Consider the following 20,888-nt stretch of genomic DNA (forward strand, 5'->3'; position numbering starts at 1 on the left):
AGTATCGATTTAACCGGCGCTTCGATTTGTCGACCATCTTGACGCGCCTCTTGTACGCTGCTGTCGCCACGGGCAACCGAACCGAAGCGTGGTGTCGGTTAGCTGAAGATCAGCGCTAATCACCATAGTTTTTTTCATTGAGATACAGTCCGTCGCCGTATTGCTGCAGATCTTCGGAACTGGCTTTGTAACCCCAGCGGAACCGGATCACCGGAGAAAAATGCTCGTCCTCTGAAATGAACGATTTCGCCGAACAGTCCGGATTGAGAAATCCATCCTCCGTCAGTTCCGCGCGATACCGCACCGGGCTCAGCTGCCCGCCGGCCGGGGTCGGATAAGCCATGTGTTCATTGCGCCGCTTGAGCCGGTCGTTCAGTCCCTTGCATAATCCATCCTCAGCCTGCTCATACCATTCGCCGTCGGAATTGACGCCATGGACGAAGATGATGATGCCAGGCAGCGGTAACTGCATCAGCACATCGAGGTGCTTGGAGTTAAGCAGGGAAATGCCGCAATTGACGCCCACCATCAGGGCATCGGGTTCATCGAGCGGGCTGCAGGCCGCCGTTGCGCCCTGCGCTTGTTCCGGGTTGGAAGCTGCGTTCATGATGTCCTCATTCAGAATCCGAGCGGAAAAACGTGGCGGTCAGCAGTTGCAAGCGGTCGCTGGTGATCTTGTCGCCTTCGCCAGCGGCATTGCTTTTGCCGGACAGCGGGCCGTCGTCCGATCGCTCGACATGCAGCTTCATGCCTTCGACCGGTTTGCCGTCGGTGGGGCGCAGCAGGCGTGGAATGCGGCCGAACTCGCCGTCGCTGAACGAGGGCAGGACCGGCGTGGCGCTGGCGGGGCCATTCCAGTGATGGCCGTTGGTGTTGATGTCGATCGGCCCCGGCCCGCCGATCTCCACATTGCCGCCTTTCAGGGTCAGATAGGCGCCGCCGCCGACCATCAAGGTGATTTCATCTTCCGCCATGACGATCACCCGTTTCCCGGCGGTGACCTTGATGTCCTTGGCCGAATCGGCAAGCATGTCGTCGTGCTGGCTTTGCATGAGGAACTTGCCGTGATGGGCAATCTGCGTGATCCCCTCCCGATGCGAAAACAGCGATATTCCCTTGCCCGCGTTCAGGTTGAAACGCTGGCCGCTGGTCAGTTGCATGTGCTGCTGCGCCACCGTATCGACATTGACGCCGGCGTAGCTGACCAGCGTTTTCGGCGTACTCAACGCCAGTCCGGCCGGCGCCGTCATGCTCAAGGTGGGCTTGCCGCCCGGCTGTTGCGGCGCCGTATTGCTGCCGCCGGCCGCCGCGTCGAGGTCGTCCTTGAGTTCCTGCTGCGGCGCCGGGTCGAGTTCCAGCGCCTGGTGTTCTGCCGCGTATTGTCCCAGCGACTTGAACAGGTCGAGACAATCCTGCATCAGGCCCAGATGTTCCTCGCTGCTTAGCTGACCGGCGCAGGCATCGAGCCGTTTCCACGCCGAGATCAGCAGCGACTTGGCGCTGCGAATGGCGCCGCTGTCGTTGGTGGCAAGCTCGAAGCCTTCGCCGCGCGGCCCGGCGGCGCCGTTACAGCGCGGATGGGTCAGATACCCCAGGTTGAGCTGGCTGCGTCCGTGTTCGCTCTCGAGCTGGGCGCTGATCTGCCCCGGCGTGTCATCCATGCGCAGCTGGTTGTAGCGCTGCGCATGGACTTCCTTGCTCACGATGCCAGACAGGCAGCGCTCGCCCGGGAGCCGGCTGGTGTGGCTGAACGCGGGCGGCGGCGTATCGCCACCATGCACGCGGCCCATGATGAGCGGCTTGTCCGGGTCGCCGCCGAGAAAGACGCAAATGACTTCATCGCCCGCGCGCGGCAGCGAGATGGCGCCATAGTGCGCGCTGGCCCAGCCGCTGGCCACGCGCACCCAGGCCGAATCGCGCCCGCTGTCGGACGCCCCGGCGCCTTGCGCGTGCGCGTGGTCTTCCACGCGGCAACTGGCAAAGCGTATCTTGACGCGCCCCATCGCATCGCAATGGATTTCTTCACCTGGCGGCCCGACCACGGTCACGCTTTGCGCTTCGGTACGCGGCAGGTCGATGCGCGGATCGTAGGCAGGGACGATCGGGATGCCGCGCCGCACGCAGGTAAAGCGGTTGGTGTAGCGCACATCGCGTTCGGCGCTGGCTTGTTCCAGAGCGTCGCTGTCGCTGCGCCAGTGATTGAGCGCGAACAGCCGTCGCACCCGTTCGTCAAGATCCTTGGGCAAGTTGTTCTGGGCTTGCACGCGCAGTTCCGTGACCACGAATTCGCATTCATGGGCTGCGTGCGAGGCCAGCTCCGGATGCCCGGTGACGCTGTTCCATTGGCCGACGCACATATTGCGTTCGCTGCCTTCGCCCTGGAAGAACTTGGCGTCGTACTCGTGACGCTGCATGCGCAGCGCGGCCAGGCTGCGATAGTCGCCGGCGTTGTCACCCGCGTGCGGCACGTCGATCAGATAGTCGTCGAGGCTGGCGGCGAACTGGTTGCCAAGCATGCCCTGGTCGTTGGCACAGCGCTCCTGGCTGGCCATCGACCATGCTTGCGCGTAGTCCCAACTGCGCCGGCTCACCGTCCCCGCCGTCAGGCTGCGCACGGCGTGCCAGGCGGTGATGGTGTCGCTCGTTTCGGTCGCCGCGTCGCGGTGGTAGCGGACCGTGCAGGCGGCATTCTTTTTCAAGGCCATGGCGTCGTCGAACAGCACCAGCGTGTGGACCGGCGTGTCGTCGCTGCCTCGTTCGCTCGATTTGCCGGGCTCGATGAACCAGGCGATGCCGCGCCGTTTCCACAAGCGGCGCAAGAACGCGGCGTTCGATTCGTTGTACTGCATCGTGAATTCGCGTGCCGGATAGCTGTTCAGATGGCCGAGGTCGAATTCGAATGCGCGCGCCGCGATCGGGTTGGACTGGCGCCATTCGCGCAGGATCACGTTGGTGATGTCGACTTCACTGGCGTTGCGAAAAACACGGGTGTTGCAGGTTTTGTCGAGCAGCGAAAACGCGTCGCGCACGATTAACTGATAGGTCGCCAGCCCACCATCGCTCTGGCCTTCGGCCGCACCGGCGACGATGCCGCACACCGAGCGCAAGCCGCCGCTGGCGGTGACGAACTGGAGTTCGACCGGATTGGCAATGAACTGTTTGAGCGCCATGCCAGTCTGCGTGGCCACGCACAGCAGGCAGTACTCGATCCCGCCGCACATCGTTTCTGTGCCACTCACATGTTTGACGAGCAATTTGTCGTCGAGTACGCCGTTGCCGCCGCACAGCCGCAGACGGATCGGACGGTTCGCTTCGCTGAGGAAAGCGGCGGGCAGGGGACTGGCAATCATGCATGCACTCCGGGAAGAGAGAGGCGAACGGGCGACTCATCCTGTCCACTATGCAAGCGCAACGCACTACAAACATTGCTCAATCGCAATACGTGATCGGGTGATGCCAAACTACAACAGCACTCGAACCCTGCCGGGTAACCGCCTCTCCACCTCTGCCAAGCTCATCAATTACATGGCACAATCGCGCCCTCGGTGCCAAAGGCACAACATCCGCGTGAATGGTTCCCATGTCTGAACAACAAATCGTCATCGCCGGCGGCGGCGTTTCCGGCCTGTACTGCGCCATCCGCCTGGCCGAAGCCGGGCACCAGGTGCTGATCCTGGAAGCCTCGTCCGACCGCTGGGGCGGGCGCATCGAAACCGAGGACATGGACGGCTTCATCGCCGAATACGGCCCGATGCGTTTCGAACCGACCCTGCAGCCGCGCTTCGCCCAGCTGTGCGCCGAACTGGGCGTGGGCCTGGTCGATTTTTCCGGCCCCTCGGCCGACGAAATCAGCGTACCCGACAGCCAGCTGCCGCCCGAAGAACAGGGCTTGAACTCGTTGCAACTGCTCAAGCGCGGCATCATGCTGGTGATGGGGCGCGACCCGGCCGACCAGGCCTGGATCGATGGCTTGACCGAAGCCGACTACAACCGCCTGCGCCGCCACGCGCAACTGCACGGCCATCCGCTGTGGGCCACCGGTTTCTGGAACGTGATGTCGGGCCAGGGCATCCTCAGCCACCGGGCGCTGGTCAAGCTGCGCGACACCGGCACCTTCTATCACATGATTCCCGAGAACCTGAACGCGATCGAATGGATCATCTGGTGGCTGCGCGCCTTGAAAACCGTGGGCCAGAAGCTGGCCAGCATCGCCGGCGGCTCGGCCAAGCTGACCGATGGCCTGATGGCCAAGATCCACAGCTTGCCCAACATCACCCTGGCCGGCGGCCACACCCTGCTCGGTTTCCGTCCAACCGGCCTGGGCCAGGCCAGCATGGAGCTGGACGTGCGCACCAAGAACGACACCATCAAGCTGCCGGCGGCGCGCCTGATCCTGGCATTGCCGCGCATGCCGCTGATCAAGCTGGCGCAGCATCTGCCGGAGCACATCGCCACCCATCTGGATGCCGTCAACGGCTTTCCGATGCTGAAGATTTTCTTCGTCAGCAATGCGCCCTGGTGGGATTACGACCAGCCGCCGCAGCAGTACGCGAACTGCCTGCCGACCCGCGAAGTGCATTACTTCCGCCGTCCGCAGGGGCGCGATCTTGACGGCCACGGCATGGTGCTGCTGTACATGGACCGCCCTTCGACCGAGTTCTGGCGCCATTACCTGAGCGAGCCGGACAAGCACGACCGCGCCGAAGTCGACCAGGATGCGCGCATCGTCGACGCTTTCGCCCTGTTCGTCGCGCGCGACGTCAAGCGCCTGCTGGAAACGAACGAATCGCACCTCAAGCTCAACGACCACTCGAAGGCGGTGTTTCGCGACCAGACCCTGGCCCAGGCCACGGCTTACATCAAGAATTCGATCATCACCTATGGCATCCGCGATTGGGCTCGGGCACCGTATGGGGCCGCCAACCACGGCTGGCAGCCGGGCGTGCGCTCATGGAAAGTGATGGATGCCTTCAAGGCCTTCGATTTCGGCAGCGGCGCGAAAAACGTCCACATCGTCGGCGAAGCGTATTCGGATTACCAGGGGTTTGTGGAAGGGGCGCTGAACAGTTCCGAGCTGGCGCTGGAGGCGATTTTGCAGGGGCGCAGCAGCCATACCGACATGGGCCACTGAGAGAACGGCAGCCAGCCGGGGTGCTAATGGCGCATGTGCAGCACTGCGCCAAAAGATTGTCATCCCGGCTACGTGCGCTTCCGAACGGACGGCCTCGCTCGCTGCGGGCACAATGGCTTCATTCGATTGCAATGCCCGGCCCCCAGCCGGTGCATTTTCCGTTTAAGGCGCGGCCTCAAGAGCCGCGCCGTCTTTTAGCGTCGCGCCTTGCATTCCCGGCCGCCGTCCGCGCACGATCACGCTTTATCAAGGAATACACCATGTCATTCAATCACGTCGTCGTCTGGCTCGACCAGGCCGAAGCTCACGTCATCCATTTCACGCGCGATGCCGCCGAGTCGGAAGTCATCAAGACCGCCTCCGTCCATTCGCAGCATAAAAAAGCCGGCGTCGATGCCAGCGTCGAATCGGAAAAAAATCCCGAGTACCTGAACGAGATCGCCGCCGCCATCGAAGCCGCCCAGGAAATCCTGATCGTCGGCCCGGGCCAGGAAAAGCTGGTTTTCATCAAGCACCTGGAAAAGCAGCACGCCGCCATCGCCGCCAAGGTCGTCAGCGTGGAAACGGTCGACCATCCGAACGATGGCCAACTGCTCGCCTTCGCGCGCAAGTATTTTGTCAAAGAAGGCATCATGCATTAAGCATGGCGCATTGGGCATGACGTAAAAACCGGGAGCGCCGTTAGCGGGCACTCCCGGTTTTTTTACGTGCGCCCAAGGTCGGGCAACTCAGGCGTGCGCCGCGTCGAGCTTGAACACGCGCACCACGTCGGCCAACTGGGCCGCCTGGTTCTGCAGCGACTGGGCCGCCGCCGCCGCCTGTTCCACCAGCGCCGCGTTCTGCAAGGTCATTTCGTCGAGCTTGACGATGGCCTGGTCGACGCTGCCGATGTCGGCGCTCTGCTCGCGCGTGGCCGATGAAATATCGTCCATGATCTGGCTTACGCGCTGCACTCCCGCGACCACTTCGCGCATGGTGTTGCCCGCTTGCTCGACCAGGATGGTGCCGGTGCCGACCTTGGCCACCGAATCGTCGATCAGCAATTTGACTTCCTTGGCCGCCGCCGCCGAGCGCTGCGCGAGGTTGCGCACTTCGGTTGCCACGACCGCGAAGCCGCGCCCTTGTTCGCCGGCCCGGGCCGCCTCCACGGCGGCGTTCAGCGCCAGGATATTGGTCTGGAACGCAATCCCGTCGATCACCGCAATAATGTCCACGATCTTGCGCGAGGAGGCATTGATCACGCCCATTGTCGCCACCACCCCATCGACCGCTTCGCCGCCGCGCACCGATACTTCCGAGGCCGCCCGTACCAGTTTGCCGGCGCTGGCCGCGTACCCGGCATTGCGTTCGACCGAGCCGACCAGCTGGGTCATCGAGGCCGCCACGTCGGCCAGCGCCGAGGCCTGGTGCTCGGTGCGGCTGGACAGGTCGATATTGCCGGCCGCGATTTCGCTCGATGCCAGTGCCATCGATTCGGTGCCCTGCCGCACCTGCGTGACGATCCCGCTCAGGCTGTCGCGCATGGTCTTGATCGCAAACACCAGGCTCGATGGGATGGCCGACTGCACATTCACCGCATGCTGCAACTGGCCCTCGGCGATGCGCTGCGCCACTTCGGTGGCATATGCCGGTTCGCCGCCGAGCTGGCGCAGCAGGCCGCGCACGATCAGGAAGCTGACGCTGGTGCATACCAGCACCGCCAGGATGCTCAGCGCGCCGATCCAGAGCGTCGCGCTGGCCGCCCGGCGGCTGGCCTGCTCGCTGGCCGCGTTGCTCCGCGCCTGGACCTGTTTCAACAGGACGGCGATGTCGGCCACGATCTGGCGCCGCAGCGGGCTGCACTCGTTGACCAGGAACTGGCCGAAGGCCTCCATCTCGGCTTTGGCGCGGTACTGGCGCGGGCGTTCGAGCTCCTTCGCCATCGCCTGCAAGCCCGCCTTGACCTTGGCGAAGTCGGCATCGGCGCCGAACACGCTATCGAGCCGTGCCAGCGCGTCCAGGTAGAGCGCCTTCTGCTGGTCGACGATGTCGAGCTCTTTGGTGGCGGCGCCGTTGTCCACGAAGATGAAGGCATTGCGCGCGGCGATGCCGGTCTGGTCCAGCGCTTCGCGCGCCACGTACAGCGGATCGAGTTGCTCGGCGGTCACCTTGTTGAGACTGGCAACATCATTTTCGACGCTGTGCATTTGTACGACAGCAAAGATGGCCAGTCCCAAGGTGATGAAGAGCATCAAGGCAAAGGCGCTGTAGAGTTTGGTAGCAATTTTCATGGTGGAGAAGGTGAAGAAGGTCGAGCGGTCGGGAATCGATGGCGTCGCTCAAGCAGGCAACAGTGTGAGCACGCGAAAATTGCTGAATCTGTTGATATTTTGAACTAAAAATTTCTACGAATCAATAAATATTTGACGATAATGCCGATTGATCGTTAATTTGAGGAATGTTGCGCAACGCTCGTCAATTCCGATCAATACGCGCTTGGGTAAATGAGCGTTGGGCCTTACACTGCATTTTTCTTCAAGGCAATTAAGCATGTCTGGCCCACCAATAGCGAGCTCCGATCCCGTCATGACCACCAGCGACGCCGCCCGCCTTCTGGGGGTGGCCACCAGTACGGTGCAGCTGTGGATGGAAAGCGGGGCGATCGCCTCGTGGAAGACGCCGGGCGGACATCGCCGCGCGTTGATGAGTTCGGTGCTGCGCATGACCCGGCCGGCCCCGTTCGCCGCCACGGCGCAGGTCAGCCGCGCCGCGCCGCTGGCGTCCGAATTCACCCTGCTGGCCGACCCGCCGTATCCGGTGCCGCGCCAGGAGCAGGCGCGCCTGGCCGCGCTGGCGGCGCTGCAACTGGTGCCGTCGGCCCCCGAGGAGCGCTTCGACCGCATCGTGCGCCTGGCCTCGCTGGTGACCGATTGCCCGATCGCGCTCATTACCTTGCTGACGGCGCAGCGCCAGTGGTTCAAGGCACGGGTAGGTTTGAAAGCGGCCGAGACGCCGCGTGAATGGGCGTTCTGCACGCACGCCATCCTGCAGCGTGAGCCGTTCATCGTCGAAGACGCCTTGCAGGACCCGCGCTTTCGCCATAACCGGCTGGTGACGGGCGCGCCCGAGATCCGCTTTTACGCGGCGTTTCCTTTAGTCGGTGCCAATGACCTGGCGCTCGGTACGCTGTGCGTGATCGACCGCGAGCCGCGCCGGCTCAAGAGCCGCGAACTGCAGGGGTTGGAAGACTTGGCCAACATGGCCATGCGCGAACTGAACACGCCGCCGCGCGGCTAGCGAACCCGCTTAAGCTTTGCGTTGCATCCGGCGTGTACGGCGCCGCCGGGCAGGTGCTAGTCCTGGCCCGGTTCGTCCTGGCCGGGCCGCTCCTGGCGCGCGACACGCGGCGCGCCGGTGGGCACATAGCGCAGCAGGTAGACGCTCACGCCGGTGCCGATACAGAGCAGCAGCACGGTCAGGCCGGTGCGCTGCAGGCGCAGCATCGAGTACGCCAGCGACGCCCACATCAGCACGATGATGGTGAGCTTGGCGCGGCGCGGGATGCCGCGCCCTTGCTCGAAATCGCTCAGGTATTTGCCAAAGACTTTGTTCCCCAGCAGCCAGCCATGCAGGCGCGGCGAGCCGCGCACGAAGCACGCCGAGGCCAGCAGCAGGAAGGGGGTGGTCGGCAACAGCGGCAGGAAAATGCCGAGGATGCCCAGCAGCACGGCAAGGCAACCGATGATGTTCAGCAGCAGTTTCATGTGACGTCCCGGGTTGCCGTGGAGGAGGGCGCGGCCGCTGTCGAAGCGTGCGCGAGCGCGCATCCTACCACTTGGCCGGCGCGCTAAGAATACGGGCGCGTGGCCGTCATGCGTTCCCAGAGGCGTTCGAACAGCCCTTGCATGAAGCATACGGCCCGGTTCAGCACCGACTTGTACGCCAGCGCAAAGCCCGACGGCGCCGCCACGCGCGCGCGCGGGGCCGCAGCGCGTGGCGCCGGCGGCGCGATGGCCGCCTTGGCCGCCGCTTTCTGCGCCGAGCGCGATGGTTCTTTCTCGACGCTGCAGTTGCAGCCGAGCAGGTGCATGGTGGCGACCAGGCGCTGCGCCGTCATATGGTCGAGCCGGCTGCGCACGACGGCGTTCGGCGACCCCAGCATCGCCAGCGCCTGTTCGCGCGTGCATGTGAGCAGCGGCGCCAGCTTGTCGAGCATGGTGCTCGTATTCACGTTTTTTTGGATGCTGGTGAGCACCACCCGAAAGCGCGCCGGACGGTACACCAGGCCGGCCTGGGTGTCGATCACCGTCAGCGACAGCGCGCCGGCGCGGCGCAGCACGAACGAGAGCACCTCGATGTTCTTGTATGACAGGGTGAGCACGCCGATGTCGCCGGTCAGGCAGTCGAGCAGCGGGGTATCGCCCCACGGACAGGCCGCCGCGCTGGCGCGGCTGTAGGCGCCGCTTGAGGCGCACGGATAGCGCGCCGTGATGGCCTCGTAAAACTGCAGCAGGCGCGCCGACGGCGGCAAGTCCATCGAGGTATGCGCGAGCGTGTTGGCAAACCCCCGGACTGACAGATTGTCGGAAGGCACTGGCGGGACCACCACTTTCAAGATGTAGCTCATCCGAAAATATTGATGCTTAGAGGAAACGCGTAGTGTATGCCATTTGGCGCCTGGCGCGGAAGAAGCACATAGCGGCGTGGCGCGATTGAGACAATCGGGGGCAAAACGTCGCGCCGCGATGGTGTACCTGACAAGCTTGCCTCGCAAGGGCGACGCGGCGCCCTTGCTGTTCAGATCATGCGCATGTCGTTACTGCACCTTGTTCGGCGTCGTCGCCGTCACCGCGCGTGCCAACGCCGCCGCCACCCCGGCGCCGTAGGCGGCATCGGCCCGGGCGCAGTTGGCGCTATGCCGTTCCTGCACCGCGCGCGACGCGCCGCCCAGCGAGCGCGCCGTGTTGTCCATCAAAATCTGCTGCTGGGCCGGCGTCATCAGGCGGAACAGGGCGCCCGGCTGGCTGTAGTAATCGTCGTCGACCCGGTGGTCCCAGTGCGCGGCGGCGCCGTCGATGGCCAGCGGCGGCTCGGAAAAACCGGGCTGCTGCCGCCACTGCCCTTTGGAGTTCGGTTCATAGCCGATGCTGGCGCCGTGGTTGCCGTCGATCCGCATGGCGCCGTCGCGGTGGTAGCTGTGTACCGGGCAGCGCGGCGCGTTGACCGGGATCTGGTGGTGGTTCACGCCGAGCCGTTAGCGCTGCGCGTCGCCATACGAGAACAGGCGCGATTGCAGCATCTTGTCCGGCGAAAAACTCACGCCCGGCACCACGTTGGCGGGCGCAAATGCCGCCTGTTCCACATCGGCAAAGTAATTCTCGGCGTTGCGCTTCAGCTCCAGCACGCCCACATCGATCCTTGACGTCGAGCTTGTCGAGCAACTGGGCCAGGTCGTCGGCGTAGTGGTCCATGTCGTTGCCGTCCCACGGCTGGCTCGAACGGCCGTGGCCGCGCCGGTCGTGGGCGATCCAGCGCTAGCCATGGCCGGCCAGGAAGATCATCTGCGACTCCCAACTGTCCGCATTGAGCGGCCAACCGTGACAGAACACGATTGGCTGGCCGTGGCCCCAGTCCTTGTAATAGAGTTCGACGCCGTCGCTGCTTGTGAATGTGCTTATCGCTGGTTCTCCGTGGGATGGTTGGCAAGCGCGGGATGCGCCCGCCGCGGCAGGATAGGGCGATGCGCGCGCGGGCGCATCACCGGAAAGAGGGATGGCCGCCAGGTCCATGTTGTGGCAGGCGATGATTGGCGCCGTGTTCAACGTCGCGCGCAATGCGACCGGCAAGTATTACTGGGCGGGCGCCTCGACCTGGGGCACCCTGATCGCGGGCGCGCCGCGCGCTGGGTGCTGGCCGGCTACCTGTTCGGCGCGCTGGTGCTCGCCTTCATGCTGCGCGATATCCTGAGCGCACTCCCGACCACGTTCCTGAGCGTGAGCATCGTGCAATCCTCGCTGACGTATGTTGCCGGCCCCGCCTGCCTGCTGTTGCTGGCGCTGGAGCGCTTGTGGCATATTCGCCGCTTCTATGCGATAAATATTGCTAAATTGCATCAGGATGATGCGTGCGGGCGTGATGCCGATGGTACATTGGACGCACCGACCGACCACCTGGCCCCCCATGTTCAAGCGATCCGCCTGCCTCTTCGCACTGACTGTCCCGCTCTGCGCGCCGCTCGCGTCCGCCGCTGCCCCGGACCTGGTCATGATCGCGCCCTTGAACCAGAACATGCCGCTGGCCCAGTTTCAACATAACAAGCTCAGCGGCGGCATCTTGAAGGACCTCGGCGACGCCATCGGGCACCGGCTCGGACGCGGCGTCGTCTACGTCAGCGTGGCCAGCGAGCAAGTGAGCGACGCGCTCGCTGCCGGCATGGCCGATGGGATCTGTTATGTGCGCCCCTTCTGGATCGACGGGCAATATGACTGGAGCCGTCCGTTCATTGCCGATGCCGAAGTGGTCGCCTCGCAGCAGGATGCGCCGCCGGTGCGCTCGCTGGCCGACCTGCGCGACCGCCCGGTCGGCACGGTGGCCGGTTACCGCTATCCGCGGGTCGAGCAAGTGCTGGGATTGCGCTTCCAGCGCAGCGAATCGGCCACCATGGAAGAGAATTTACGCAAACTGATGGCCGGCAAGGTGCTCCATACCGTGATCGGGCAGGCCACGCTGGCCTACCAGATGCGCACCAACCCTGCCCTGAAGCTGCGCCAGGACCTGGTGTTCGCCTCGTTCAAGGCGCAGTGCGCGTTCTCGAAAAAGGCCGGGGTGCCGTTCGGGCAGGTCAACCAGGCCATCAACGGCCTGATCGACGATGGCAGCGTGGACGCCATCCTGGGGCGCTACCGCTGAGGGCGGCAGCAGCCTAAAAGTAACTCAGAAGTAGCTCAGGCCCATCGCGCGCTTGACTTCATCGGCCGTTTGCGCCGCCACTTCGCGCGCGCGCGCGGTGCCCTCCTTGAGGATCTGCATCACGTGGCCACGGTCCTTTTCCAGCTCGGCGCGGCGCGCGCGGATCGGCGCCAGGAACTCTTGCAGGCACGCTTCCAGGCGCGCCTTGACGATGCTGTCGGCCAGGCCGCCGCGCTGGTAGTGCGCCTTCATCTCGGCCAAGGCATCTTTTTCCGGATCGAAGGCGTCCAGGTAGGCGAACGCGATATTGCCTTCGATATGCCCGGGATCGGCCACGCGCAGGTGCAGCGGGTCGGTGTAGACCTTCTTGACGGCGGCGCGCACTTCGTCGGCGCTGGCCGACAGGTTGATGGTGTTGCCGAGCGACTTGCTCATCTTGGCCTTGCCGTCGATGCCCGGCAGGCGGCCGATTTCCGGCACCAGCGCCTTGGCTTCGACCAGCACGTCCTTATTGACGATGCGGTTAAAGCGGCGCACGATTTCATTGGTTTGCTCGATCATCGGCACCTGGTCTTCGCCCACCGGCACCAGCACCGCCTTGAAGGCGGTGATGTCGGCCGCCTGGCTGGCCGGATAGGTCAAGAATCCCGCCGGGATGTCGCGCTCGAAGCCGCGCAGGCGGATTTCTTCCTTGACGGTCGGGTTGCGCTCGAGGCGCGCCACCGTGACCAGGTTCAGGTAGTAAAAGGTCAGTTCGGCCAGTTCGGGAATCTGCGACTGGATCAAAATGGTCGACTGGGCCGGGTCGATCCCGGTCGCCAGGTAGTCGAGCGCGACTTCGATGACGTTGCGCTGGACCTTGGCCGGGTCGTCCATATTGTCGGTCAGCGCCTGGGCGTCGGCCAGCATGATGAACTGGCGGTAATCGCGCTGGTACGTAACGCGGTTGCGCAGGCTGCCGACGTAGTGGCCGAGGTGCAGCGGGCCGGTCGGACGGTCGCCGGTCAGGATGATGGGTGCTGCGGTCGATGCGGGTGAAGACATTTCGATAGTCCTTGGGTGGGTGCCCCTATCGGAAAACGCTCATGAAAAACGCCGCCCAATCGAGGCGGCGTTCATGGAAAACACATGATGGTGCAAGCGCCGCGCGATGTCAGCGCAGCCACCAATTCAAATACCGGGCATGTGAGTTAAACGTTGTCATGCTCGTATCGTCGCAGTTTTAAGCGGTCGTGTCAATCTGTCGGGTCGGGCCGCGCAGGCCGGGCCGCGCGGGCCGCCTGTCATTCTTGCCCGATCGCATGACGCAGCGCGGCGCGCGCCAGCAGCCGGGTCGAGTCGAGCGTGGGCAGGGGCGAATTGCCGTTGTTCATAATCAGCGGAATTTCCGTGCAGCCCAGCACGACCGCGTCGCAACCGCCATCTTTCATGCGCGCGATGGTTTTTTGGAAATAGGCGATCGCCGCCGGCTTGCAGTCGCCGTTGACCAGCTCGTCCATGATGATGCGGTTGATTTCCATGCGCGCCGCCAGGCCGGGACGCACCGTGGCCAGGCCGTGGGCGGCGAAGCGTTCGGGGTAGACTTCGCTCTCGACCAGCCAGCGCGTGCCGGTCAGGCCGATGCGCTTGTAGCCGAGCGCCTGCGCTTCGTCGGCCACCACGTCGGCGATGTGCAGCCACGGCAGGGGCGAGCGCGCCAGGATCGGCGCCAGCGCCTGGTGAATCGTGTTGTCGGGGCAGATCAGGAAATCGGCGCCGGCGCTGGCCAGCTTGTGCGCCGATGAGAGCATCAGTTCGCCCACGCCCGCCCAGTCGTCGGCATCGATGCAGCGCATGTAGGCGGCCAGCGCATGCGAATGCATGGTCAGTTGCGGATGCTCGTAGGGGCCGAGCTGGCGCGCGCCCTCGTGGCAGATGGTGCGGTAGCACAGCGCCGCCCCCTCGGCCGAGCAGGCGACGATGCCGATATGTAGCTCACGGATGGTGGAATTCATCGACTTCATCCTATCACTGTGTGGCGCACAATGTGGCGCACGATGTGGCGCACAAACGTTTTGTTACCTCTAAATGGTTGTCGCCATTGTAGCGCGCCATTTACAATTCTTTCTCACCCTCACTTTCCCTGGATGTCACGATGAATGCCCGCCTGGTTTGCCGTATCGCTACCATCGTCCTGCTGCCTGCCGTGCTGAGCGGTTGCGGCGTGATGGCGGCGCCTTGCCGCGTCGGTTCGGCCGTGATCAAGATGGTTCCCGTGGTCGGGCATGTGGCGGCGCTGCCGACCGACGCCTGCGCCGCGGTGATCGATCCTTGACGCTGCGCCGGGCGCGCCCGCCGGCGGGCCGTTGAGCATGGAACAGCACCTGCGCCGCCACTGGCTCGCTTCGCTCCTGCTCGCCGCGTTCCTGCTGTCGCTGGTCTGGGCCGCGATGGCGCCGATCCGCCCCGGCAGCCGCGATTTCTTGCTCGACATTCCCGAACACGCCGCCGAACGCCGCCGCGCCGGCGACAAGGCCGAGGTGCTGCCGCCGGTGGTGCGCCTGACCGTGGGTTTGCGCGACGTGCTGCTGCTCAGGAACAGCGACAGCGTGCCGCACCAGGTTGGCGGCCTGCGCCTGATGCCGGGCCAGGAATTTCGCCTGCCCTTCGAGCGCGCCACCGAATTGCAACTGCCGTGCAGCGCCCGCGTCAGCGGCGAACTGACGGTGCTCGTGAGCATCCATCCGAATCCCGGACCGGACCGCCTGCGCTGGCGCCTGTACGCGCTCGAACAGGCGCTGCGCGCTTACGCGATCAAGGGGCCGCCGGAGCGTAGTTAATCCGCCGCGCTTCGCGCAGGCGGCCGTTTTTCAGCTTGCCTTCCACCAATTCATCGCCCAGCAGCGCAAACAGGCGTCCCTGCACGAACAGCGGGCGGGCGTTGCCGTACCACACAGCGGCGTCGCCGGGGGCGTCGTGCCCGGTCTTGAGCGCGCCCAGCTCGCGCAGCTTGAGCGCGGTGTTGCGCAGGTACAGCACCGAGGCGGGGTCGGCCACCGCATCGGCTACCGCATCCTCGCTGCGATCCGGCTCTGCGGCTTCCACGATCGCCAGGCTCAGCGTGCCCTGGCCGGGCCGCTGGGCAGCGTAATACGGCTCCTGGACGCGCGCCGGCGTCTCCCGCGCGTTTGGATGGACGTAGGTGTTGGCCACGGTGGCTTGCTGGTCCGGCCCCGGCCCCAGCCTGATGCTGCTCAGGTGCAGCGCGCTGCGCGCCTGGCCGGCCACCACCGCATCGACGCCCATGGCCGCGATGCGCTCGACCGGGTGCGCCAGTTGCAGGCGCTGCAAGCCGCCGCTGCCATCCCAGCGCAGCGCGAACAGCGGCGCGCGCCCATCGGCCGTGCTGGCCGCGCCGCCATACACCAGCCACGGGCCGATAAAGCGGTTGCGCATCGGCGCCGAGGAAAAATCGGGCAAGTCCTTGTAGCTGGCCATGGGCGCGCGCTCGCTGCCGTCGGAAAACGCTTGCAGCGGCAAGCGCAGCAAGGCCAGGGCGTTGGCGCCGGCCTGGCCGCGCCAGGAACGGGTGGCCCCGTCCGCGCCCACCAGCACGTTCAGGTGGGCGTCCGCGCTTTCGTGGAAAGAGAACTGGTCGTACGGCGCGCCGGCAACGCGCAGCGCGCCTGGGGCGCCGCCGTTGAGCGGCATGCGCACCAGGCCGGCGCCGGCGTCGCCCGCGTACGGCAGCGTCCAGACGTACAGCGCTTGCGGCGCCATGTAAAAGGCGCGCGCGCGCGGCGCCAGCAGCACGCTGGCGTCGCAGCGCAGCGCGCGCGTGGCCAGGTCGCACACGGTGACGCTGTGCAAGGTCAGGCCGCTGTCGACGGCGGCGTCGAGGCGGTACACGCGGCTGGCCGGGGCGATGCGCTGGAACGGCCCGGCCCCCGCGCGCAGCGCCGGCAGCGCGGCCAGCGGGTCGGCGCCGGGCGCCTCGGGCGCGCGCGCCGCGTACAGCACCAGCTTGCTGTCGACCTGGCTGACGGCGAGCGTGCCCGGCGCGCCGCCATCGCCGGCGCGCAGCAGGTAGCTGGCGCGAAACGCCAGGCGGCCGCCGGCGTCGATGTCGAACAGCTTGATCCCGGTGCTGCGCTCGGGATCGCTGTAACCGATCAGCGCCACCGTGTCATCCGACACGATCAGCGCGTCATGGCGGCTCATGGCGGCGGCGCCGGGCGCGAAGGCATCGACCGCCACGACCGGCTTGAGCTGGTCTTTGCCGATCTCGACGGTATGCAGGCGTCCGTGGCGCAGCAGCACCAGGTGCCGCCCGTGCTCGGCGGCGAGGGCGCTGTCGGCCGCCAGCGGTGGGTCCGCTTGCAGCGGCGCGGCCGCTGCCGGCTGGTCCTTGAAAAACGCCTCCAGCTGCGCGTCGTCCTCGAACGCGTGCAGGGTTTTCGGTGGCGCCGGCTCGCTGGCGCGCTGCTGGCAGCCCGCGAGCAGCAGCAACGCCAGGCCGGCCGCGAAAAGGTGCGACATGGGGTGGCTCTCCTGGTAGTTGTCTTTTCTTGTGTCTTGTTGGGGACCTCGAAAAACCTACTGCGCGGTGCAATTTTCGTCCTGCGATGCTCACCGTACCTTCGTACGGCTGCGCTTCTCGGACGAAACTTGCACCGCTCGCTACGGTTTTTCGCGGTCCCCTGTTGTTGTTTTCCCGCAGCGACTATTGCGCATTGGCGGGACATGGAATGTAACGGAAGCGGCCCCAAAAAGGGGTTGCTTGATGTAAAAAAAGTAAAATGGCGATACACACGCGCCAGCACGCGGCCGGACAATCGTGCTTCGCTGCCGGCCCGGATTCTGGCATCATGGGGTGATGGCGACCCTCTCTTTCCCTCTGTTTCCTCTCGGTACGGTCCTGTTTCCGGACGGCGTGCTGCCTTTGCAGATTTTCGAAGTGCGCTACCTCGACATGGTGGGCAAGTGCATCGCCAGCGGCACTCCGTTCGGCGTGGTGCTGCTGACCGAGGGCCACGAGGTGCGCACGCCCGAGGGGCTGGAGCGCTTTCACCCGGCCGGCACCCTGGCCTCGGTGTACGACAGCGCCATGAGCGCGCCCGGGCTGATGCAGCTCAGTTGCCGCGGCGGCGCGCGCTTTCGCATCCTGGCCAGCGAGCGCCGCCCGAACGGCTTGTGGATGGCCGAGACCGAACTGCTCGAAGACGACCACCCGGTGCCGGTGCCGTCCGAGCTGCAGGGCGCGGCTGACGCGCTCGACCGCGTGCTGGCCTCGCTCGACGAGGTGCCCGAACAGCGCTGGCCGGTGCTGCCGCCGTTCCGCCTGGACGACTGCGGCTGGGTCGCCAACCGCTGGTGCGACCTGCTGCCGCTGCCGAACGACCAGAAATACCGCTTGCTGATGCTGGATAACCCGGTCATCCGGCTCGAATTGTTGCACGATATGCTAGATGAACATGGCCTGATCACAGCCTGAACCGTGTTCCGGAATCCGCCTCTTGCGCGGCCATGGCGCAATGATAAGATAGCAGGAAGCGACTTTTGCCCCTGCCGCACGGGCGCCCGATCAGACGAGGATGGCAGTATGAGCTTTTCCGATGAAATCCTGAAGGCCTATGCCGACGGCGCGCTGGGCGAGGACACGCGCCAGGCGGTCGAGGCGGCCGTGCGCGAGGACCCGCTGCTGGCGGCCCGGATACGCCTGCTCCTGACCCAGCACAGCAACGCCTTTGCCGGTTTCGGGCCGGGCGGGGCCGACGGCGCGGCCCAGCGCCAGCCGCAGGCGCCGCGCTCGGCCAAGGTGGTACACCTGCACGCGGTGCGCGCCGCGCGCGTGGTCGGCACCCCCGCGCCGGTGGCCGACGACACGCCGCAGATCTGGTCGTGGCCGGCCTGGGCCAGGCTGGGCGGCATGCTGTCGGCCGCGCTACTGGCCGGCGCCGGCCTCGGCTACGCGCTCCAGCCGGTCCCGCTGGCGCTGGCCGACGGCGACGGCGCGGCCATGATGGCGCGCGGCGCGCTGGCGCTGGCGCTGGCCCAGCAATTGTCGGGCGTCCCGGCGGCCGACGCCCCGGTGCGGATCGCCCGCAGTTACTTGTCCAAAGAAGGTGCTTACTGCCGCAATTTCCGGGTTGCCAACGGCGGCGGGCTGGCCTGCCGCGTCGATGGCGGCGGCTGGCAGATCGACCTGTTCGCCAGCATGGACGGCGCGCCGGGCGAGTACCGCAGCCCCGGCGAGGGCATGCCGCAGGCGCTCGCCAGCGCGATCGCGCGCCGCGCCGACGAGCCGCTCGACCCGCTCGCGGAACGCGCCGCGCGCGACCGCGGCTGGAAGCGCTGAGGGCGGCAACAAGCTTGTCGAGTCGTGGGGGGGAAATGCATCTGCTCGTCAGTTCGTGCGCAAATTTCCGTAACAATTCATTTCCACAGGGGGCACCAGAAAAATTGGCCCCTGCGGTATGATTTGCAACTTGGATACGATCACGGGATTGAGGTGGGATCGTATCCATTTGGCAATTCTGATGCGCTGGCGCACCACCGGCGCCTCAGTGTCCGCGTGGCGCGCAAGTTCAATGAAGAATTTACTCTACTGGGGACCTCGAAAAACCGTAGCGACGGCTAATACGAGGTCAATCCGCGCGGCAGCTTAGGCATGGGGTAACTCATCCCACCGGGACCGGTAAAATCTTTAATGCCCGCGCGTACAGTAATCGTCCCCGGGCACTGTACCGTGATGTCGCCACCTTCTATCGTGATGTTCGCCCCGCCACCGGTTGTCAGGCTGATCCGAGTCGGCGACGCCCAGTCGATCTGCGCGTGCGCACTGATCAGATTGATTTCATCGCGTGCCTGCACCTTGAGCACGTCCGCCTGCGCTTGGATATCGATGGCGCCCTTGCCTGCAATCACCTGCATGCCCAGCGCATCGTCTCCCGGCTTGACTGCCCCGCCCAGCAGGCCGATGGCCTGACCGCTGTGCACCCGCACCTGGCCGCCCGTCACGAATTGGCTATCCATTCCTGTCATCAAAGCAATGCTCTCGCCATTTGCCATCTGCACATGTTGACGCGCATTCAGGCCCAGTCCCCCTTGCGCAGCGACTGCAATGACGGGATCTGTGCTGTGCGGAAGCGTGTCCGCCACCGCTGCTGTTTCTTTGTTTTCGGCGCTACGCCTCGCTGCACTCAGACTGGCATGACTGACCATCCCGGAGACCGCCGTGATCGATGCTGCGGCGCGCGGCTCGGGTTACGGCGATCGCGGCGGCCAGGGCGCGGCGCAGGCCTACAGCGAACAGCAGATCCAGCTGTCGGCGCCTGCCGGTATCGCTGTCACCACGCCCGCCAACGCCATTGTCCATGCCGTCGGGACGAGTGCGATGAGTGCCGGGCATGACCTCAACATGGCCGTGCGCGGCAATGCATCGATGGCAGTACGGACCGGCATCAGCATGTTCACCTATGGAAAATTGAGCAACTCCGGCAAGCCGCATCAGGAAACCGGGATCGCTTTGCACAGCGCCAGCGGCAAGTTCAGTTCACAGAGCCAGTCGGACGAAACCCGTCTGACGGCCGCCGGGACTATCACGGTTGCCAGCATCGACGCTACCGTCACGGTCGCGGGCAGCGATGGCGTGCTGATGACCGCAGCCGGGGCGTTTATGCGCCTGAAAGGGGATAATATCGATTTGCACGGTCCGGGCACGATTACCTTCCTGGCCGGCTTCAAGGACTTGACCGGTTCCGGCTCGGCGACATACAACTATCCCGATCTGCCGCGCGAGAAGTTGTATGCGGCGCATTTCAAGGTCGAAGACAAAATCACCGGGGAGCCGCATACCGGTCGGCTGTACCGCAAGCGTCACGAGGACGGCAAGGTGGTGTTCGGAATGACCGATCAGGATGGCTTTACGCAGGTGGTGCCCACGTCGGAGCCTGAAGACATCAAGATTACCTTCGACACGAATGAGAAATTCCACCGCAACAAGGTGGACGAGGATGAAGTGAACGATTGGTTCAATGAAGGCGGAGAAGAATGAAGAGCGTCATTTTGGCCATGGGCCTGCTGTGCAGCGCCGCAGGCGCCGCAACCGATGAAATGCACTGGTATAAAACCGAGCTTGCTTGCGCTGATGCACGCATTACCGTGCGCGCGTTTTGCCAGGAAACATATGATCCGGATGCCATGTTACAGCGCAATGGCTTATGCAGCCGGCAAACACTGCATATCGAGCGTCCCGGTCGCCGGGCCTTGAAGCGCAACCTGCTGGAGCGACAGCGTGACACTGGGGAGGTGCCGCTGCTCCTACTGTCCATGAGCTGCGTAACGGCCGGCGACAAGATCTACCTATCCGGAGCGATGGGCAATCGTGGCAATTGTCGCGAGTGCGAGCGCAGCGTGCTGTTCGGCCTCGACGGCCGCTGGAAACAGGATGGTCGACGCTGGCTGGTCGGTGCACAGGAAAAGCGTGCGATCCTCGCGCACGAACGCAAGTGGGATGACAGTGAGCAAATATCCATTCGCAATATCACACGCGATGCTGCCTATGATACCGCCGTGAACCAATGAGTAAAACCCACTATAAAGACCCGCTCGATTCATCGAAGCCATTGTCGGGAACCGGCCGCAACGGTTGGGAAGTGCCACCGGAGGTGCAGCAAAAGGTGGTCGACATCATCATCGAAGATGGACGCAAGCGCGGCATGCACAATCGCGATATTGCACACTATGGATTTAAGCAAAAATAACTTGAACAATTTCAATGATTCGATTATCGTTGGTACATGAGTGAAATCTTGACGATAGAAGAAAAATATCTGGCCCTTTCTAGTCGCCTTGATGAGGCAGCATTGCGCATATGGGCGGCGACCGA

Annotated in this window: 21 protein-coding genes and 3 pseudogenes; 13 read left to right on the top strand and 11 right to left on the bottom strand. The window is 64.7% G+C overall.

Features of this window, described 5'->3' with window-relative positions; translation table 11 throughout:
- Window positions 1–119 (top strand): annotated as a pseudogene (locus F1735_RS28195) (IS1595 family transposase); the annotation flags it as partial.
- Here the strand turns inward: F1735_RS28195 and F1735_RS28200 are convergent.
- Together F1735_RS28200 and F1735_RS28205 are read right to left on the bottom strand one after the other, a co-directional pair.
- Complete coding sequence (locus F1735_RS28200) at window positions 116–607, bottom strand: T6SS effector phospholipase Tle3 domain-containing protein (protein ID WP_167240015.1); 492 nt, start codon at window positions 605–607, stop codon at window positions 116–118. The pseudogene F1735_RS28195 and the gene F1735_RS28200 overlap by 4 nt on opposite strands.
- 7 nt (window positions 608–614) lie before the next feature.
- Window positions 615–3,350: a type VI secretion system Vgr family protein gene (locus tag F1735_RS28205; RefSeq protein ID WP_167240016.1), complete on the bottom strand. Its 2,736-nt coding sequence runs from the start codon at window positions 3,348–3,350 to the stop codon at window positions 615–617.
- Window positions 3,351–3,580: 230 nt separating this feature from the next.
- On the opposite strand from F1735_RS28205, the gene F1735_RS28210 reads away from it, so the two are divergent.
- Both F1735_RS28210 and F1735_RS28215 read left to right on the top strand, forming a co-directional pair.
- Window positions 3,581–5,131: a flavin monoamine oxidase family protein gene (locus F1735_RS28210; protein WP_167240017.1), complete on the top strand. Its 1,551-nt coding sequence runs from the start codon at window positions 3,581–3,583 to the stop codon at window positions 5,129–5,131.
- Window positions 5,132–5,391: 260 nt separating this feature from the next.
- On the top strand, window positions 5,392–5,772 hold the full coding sequence (locus F1735_RS28215) for a translational machinery protein (RefSeq protein ID WP_167240018.1): 381 nt from the start codon (window positions 5,392–5,394) through the stop codon (window positions 5,770–5,772).
- Between the two features lie 87 nt (window positions 5,773–5,859).
- On the opposite strand, the gene F1735_RS28220 is transcribed toward F1735_RS28215, so the two are convergent.
- Window positions 5,860–7,401 carry a methyl-accepting chemotaxis protein gene (locus F1735_RS28220; RefSeq protein ID WP_167240019.1) on the bottom strand — a complete coding sequence of 514 codons (1,542 nt, stop codon included), beginning with the start codon at window positions 7,399–7,401 and terminating at the stop codon, window positions 5,860–5,862.
- 295 nt (window positions 7,402–7,696) lie between these two features.
- Here F1735_RS28220 and F1735_RS28225 point away from each other — a divergent pair, with 295 nt between their 5' ends.
- The gene (locus F1735_RS28225) at window positions 7,697–8,407 is read left to right on the top strand and encodes a GAF domain-containing protein (protein ID WP_229506007.1); all 711 of its coding nucleotides are present in this window, start codon (window positions 7,697–7,699) and stop codon (window positions 8,405–8,407) included.
- Window positions 8,408–8,463: 56 nt separating this feature from the next.
- Here F1735_RS28225 and F1735_RS28230 read toward each other — a convergent pair whose 3' ends face one another.
- The 4 genes and pseudogenes from F1735_RS28230 to F1735_RS35840 form a co-directional block, all read right to left on the bottom strand.
- Window positions 8,464–8,874 (bottom strand): YbaN family protein, encoded by a 411-nt coding sequence (locus F1735_RS28230; RefSeq protein WP_167240021.1) that lies wholly within the window; start codon window positions 8,872–8,874, stop codon window positions 8,464–8,466.
- A gap of 83 nt (window positions 8,875–8,957) precedes the next feature.
- Window positions 8,958–9,737, bottom strand: a complete 780-nt coding sequence (locus tag F1735_RS28235; protein WP_167240022.1) for a hypothetical protein — start codon at window positions 9,735–9,737, stop codon at window positions 8,958–8,960.
- A gap of 189 nt (window positions 9,738–9,926) precedes the next feature.
- Window positions 9,927–10,526 (bottom strand): annotated as a pseudogene (locus F1735_RS28240) (catalase); the annotation flags it as partial.
- Window positions 10,525–10,899, bottom strand: a pseudogene (locus F1735_RS35840) (alpha/beta fold hydrolase); the annotation flags it as partial. The pseudogenes F1735_RS28240 and F1735_RS35840, both read right to left, overlap by 2 nt.
- A 117-nt stretch (window positions 10,900–11,016) precedes the next feature.
- Between F1735_RS35840 and F1735_RS36890 the strand changes: the two are divergent.
- Both F1735_RS36890 and F1735_RS28245 read left to right on the top strand, forming a co-directional pair.
- On the top strand, window positions 11,017–11,424 hold the full coding sequence (locus F1735_RS36890; RefSeq protein WP_229506008.1) for a hypothetical protein: 408 nt from the start codon (window positions 11,017–11,019) through the stop codon (window positions 11,422–11,424).
- Entirely contained in the window at window positions 11,375–12,019 is a 645-nt protein-coding gene (locus tag F1735_RS28245) for a substrate-binding periplasmic protein (RefSeq protein WP_229506009.1), read from the top strand. Before F1735_RS36890 ends, F1735_RS28245 begins: the two co-directional genes overlap by 50 nt.
- Before the next feature lie 24 nt (window positions 12,020–12,043).
- Here the strand turns inward: F1735_RS28245 and trpS are convergent, their stop codons facing one another.
- Both trpS and F1735_RS28255 read right to left on the bottom strand, forming a co-directional pair.
- Window positions 12,044–13,063 carry a tryptophan--tRNA ligase gene (trpS, locus tag F1735_RS28250; protein WP_167240024.1) on the bottom strand — a complete coding sequence of 340 codons (1,020 nt, stop codon included), beginning with the start codon at window positions 13,061–13,063 and terminating at the stop codon, window positions 12,044–12,046.
- A gap of 239 nt (window positions 13,064–13,302) precedes the next feature.
- Window positions 13,303–14,013 carry an aspartate/glutamate racemase family protein gene (locus F1735_RS28255; protein WP_167240025.1) on the bottom strand — a complete coding sequence of 237 codons (711 nt, stop codon included), beginning with the start codon at window positions 14,011–14,013 and terminating at the stop codon, window positions 13,303–13,305.
- Window positions 14,014–14,153: 140 nt separating this feature from the next.
- Between F1735_RS28255 and F1735_RS28260 the strand changes: the two genes are divergently transcribed.
- Together F1735_RS28260 and F1735_RS28265 are read left to right on the top strand one after the other, a co-directional pair.
- A complete protein-coding gene (locus F1735_RS28260; RefSeq protein ID WP_167240026.1) occupies window positions 14,154–14,333 on the top strand; it encodes a DUF6726 family protein in 180 nt (59 codons plus the stop codon).
- A 37-nt stretch (window positions 14,334–14,370) separates the two neighbouring features.
- Entirely contained in the window at window positions 14,371–14,838 is a 468-nt protein-coding gene (locus F1735_RS28265) for a hypothetical protein (RefSeq protein WP_166889720.1), read from the top strand.
- Here the strand turns inward: F1735_RS28265 and F1735_RS28270 are convergent.
- A complete protein-coding gene (locus F1735_RS28270) occupies window positions 14,813–16,537 on the bottom strand; it encodes a hypothetical protein (protein ID WP_167240027.1) in 1,725 nt (574 codons plus the stop codon). The two genes, F1735_RS28265 and F1735_RS28270, sit on opposite strands and share 26 nt — an antisense overlap.
- Before the next feature lie 337 nt (window positions 16,538–16,874).
- Between F1735_RS28270 and F1735_RS28275 the strand changes: the two genes are divergently transcribed.
- Together F1735_RS28275 and F1735_RS28280 are read left to right on the top strand one after the other, a co-directional pair.
- Window positions 16,875–17,492 carry an LON peptidase substrate-binding domain-containing protein gene (locus tag F1735_RS28275; protein ID WP_167240028.1) on the top strand — a complete coding sequence of 206 codons (618 nt, stop codon included), beginning with the start codon at window positions 16,875–16,877 and terminating at the stop codon, window positions 17,490–17,492.
- A 108-nt stretch (window positions 17,493–17,600) separates the two neighbouring features.
- Window positions 17,601–18,356, top strand: coding sequence for a hypothetical protein (locus F1735_RS28280; protein WP_167240029.1), 756 nt, complete (start codon window positions 17,601–17,603; stop codon window positions 18,354–18,356).
- A 278-nt stretch (window positions 18,357–18,634) separates the two neighbouring features.
- Here the strand turns inward: F1735_RS28280 and F1735_RS28285 are convergent, their stop codons facing one another.
- Window positions 18,635–19,222, bottom strand: coding sequence for a DUF2345 domain-containing protein (locus F1735_RS28285; protein WP_167240030.1), 588 nt, complete (start codon window positions 19,220–19,222; stop codon window positions 18,635–18,637).
- Window positions 19,223–19,235: 13 nt separating this feature from the next.
- Between F1735_RS28285 and F1735_RS28290 the strand changes: the two genes are divergently transcribed.
- From F1735_RS28290 to F1735_RS28300, 3 genes are read left to right on the top strand one after another with little or no spacing between them, the layout of a single operon-like run.
- On the top strand, window positions 19,236–20,054 hold the full coding sequence (locus F1735_RS28290) for a DUF2345 domain-containing protein (protein WP_167240031.1): 819 nt from the start codon (window positions 19,236–19,238) through the stop codon (window positions 20,052–20,054).
- Window positions 20,051–20,584, top strand: coding sequence for a hypothetical protein (locus F1735_RS28295; protein ID WP_167240032.1), 534 nt, complete (start codon window positions 20,051–20,053; stop codon window positions 20,582–20,584). The genes F1735_RS28290 and F1735_RS28295 overlap by 4 nt, the downstream gene beginning before the upstream one ends.
- Window positions 20,581–20,763, top strand: coding sequence for a hypothetical protein (locus tag F1735_RS28300; protein WP_167240033.1), 183 nt, complete (start codon window positions 20,581–20,583; stop codon window positions 20,761–20,763). The genes F1735_RS28295 and F1735_RS28300 overlap by 4 nt, the downstream gene beginning before the upstream one ends.
- Window positions 20,764–20,888 lie beyond the last annotated feature (125 nt).

This window comes from Massilia genomosp. 1 (assembly GCF_011682185.1).
Classification (GTDB): domain Bacteria; phylum Pseudomonadota; class Gammaproteobacteria; order Burkholderiales; family Burkholderiaceae_D; genus Telluria_A; species Telluria_A rubra.

Coding starts and splice junctions, on each gene's coding strand:
- F1735_RS28225 (WP_229506007.1), top strand. CDS start 7,697: ATGACCACCAGCGACGCCGCCCGCCTTCTGGGGGTGGCCACCAGTACG.
- F1735_RS28270 (WP_167240027.1), bottom strand. CDS start 16,537: ATGTCGCACCTTTTCGCGGCCGGCCTGGCGTTGCTGCTGCTCGCGGGC.
- F1735_RS28285 (WP_167240030.1), bottom strand. CDS start 19,222: ATGGTCAGTCATGCCAGTCTGAGTGCAGCGAGGCGTAGCGCCGAAAAC.
- trpS (WP_167240024.1), bottom strand. CDS start 13,063: ATGTCTTCACCCGCATCGACCGCAGCACCCATCATCCTGACCGGCGAC.
- F1735_RS28300 (WP_167240033.1), top strand. CDS start 20,581: ATGAGTAAAACCCACTATAAAGACCCGCTCGATTCATCGAAGCCATTG.
- F1735_RS28260 (WP_167240026.1), top strand. CDS start 14,154: ATGAATGCCCGCCTGGTTTGCCGTATCGCTACCATCGTCCTGCTGCCT.
- F1735_RS28205 (WP_167240016.1), bottom strand. CDS start 3,350: ATGATTGCCAGTCCCCTGCCCGCCGCTTTCCTCAGCGAAGCGAACCGT.
- F1735_RS28200 (WP_167240015.1), bottom strand. CDS start 607: ATGAACGCAGCTTCCAACCCGGAACAAGCGCAGGGCGCAACGGCGGCC.
- F1735_RS28210 (WP_167240017.1), top strand. CDS start 3,581: ATGTCTGAACAACAAATCGTCATCGCCGGCGGCGGCGTTTCCGGCCTG.
- F1735_RS28235 (WP_167240022.1), bottom strand. CDS start 9,737: ATGAGCTACATCTTGAAAGTGGTGGTCCCGCCAGTGCCTTCCGACAAT.
- F1735_RS28215 (WP_167240018.1), top strand. CDS start 5,392: ATGTCATTCAATCACGTCGTCGTCTGGCTCGACCAGGCCGAAGCTCAC.
- F1735_RS28255 (WP_167240025.1), bottom strand. CDS start 14,013: ATGAATTCCACCATCCGTGAGCTACATATCGGCATCGTCGCCTGCTCG.
- F1735_RS28265 (WP_166889720.1), top strand. CDS start 14,371: ATGGAACAGCACCTGCGCCGCCACTGGCTCGCTTCGCTCCTGCTCGCC.
- F1735_RS28230 (WP_167240021.1), bottom strand. CDS start 8,874: ATGAAACTGCTGCTGAACATCATCGGTTGCCTTGCCGTGCTGCTGGGC.
- F1735_RS28245 (WP_229506009.1), top strand. CDS start 11,375: ATGATCGCGCCCTTGAACCAGAACATGCCGCTGGCCCAGTTTCAACAT.
- F1735_RS28280 (WP_167240029.1), top strand. CDS start 17,601: ATGAGCTTTTCCGATGAAATCCTGAAGGCCTATGCCGACGGCGCGCTG.
- F1735_RS28275 (WP_167240028.1), top strand. CDS start 16,875: ATGGCGACCCTCTCTTTCCCTCTGTTTCCTCTCGGTACGGTCCTGTTT.
- F1735_RS28220 (WP_167240019.1), bottom strand. CDS start 7,401: ATGAAAATTGCTACCAAACTCTACAGCGCCTTTGCCTTGATGCTCTTC.
- F1735_RS28295 (WP_167240032.1), top strand. CDS start 20,051: ATGAAGAGCGTCATTTTGGCCATGGGCCTGCTGTGCAGCGCCGCAGGC.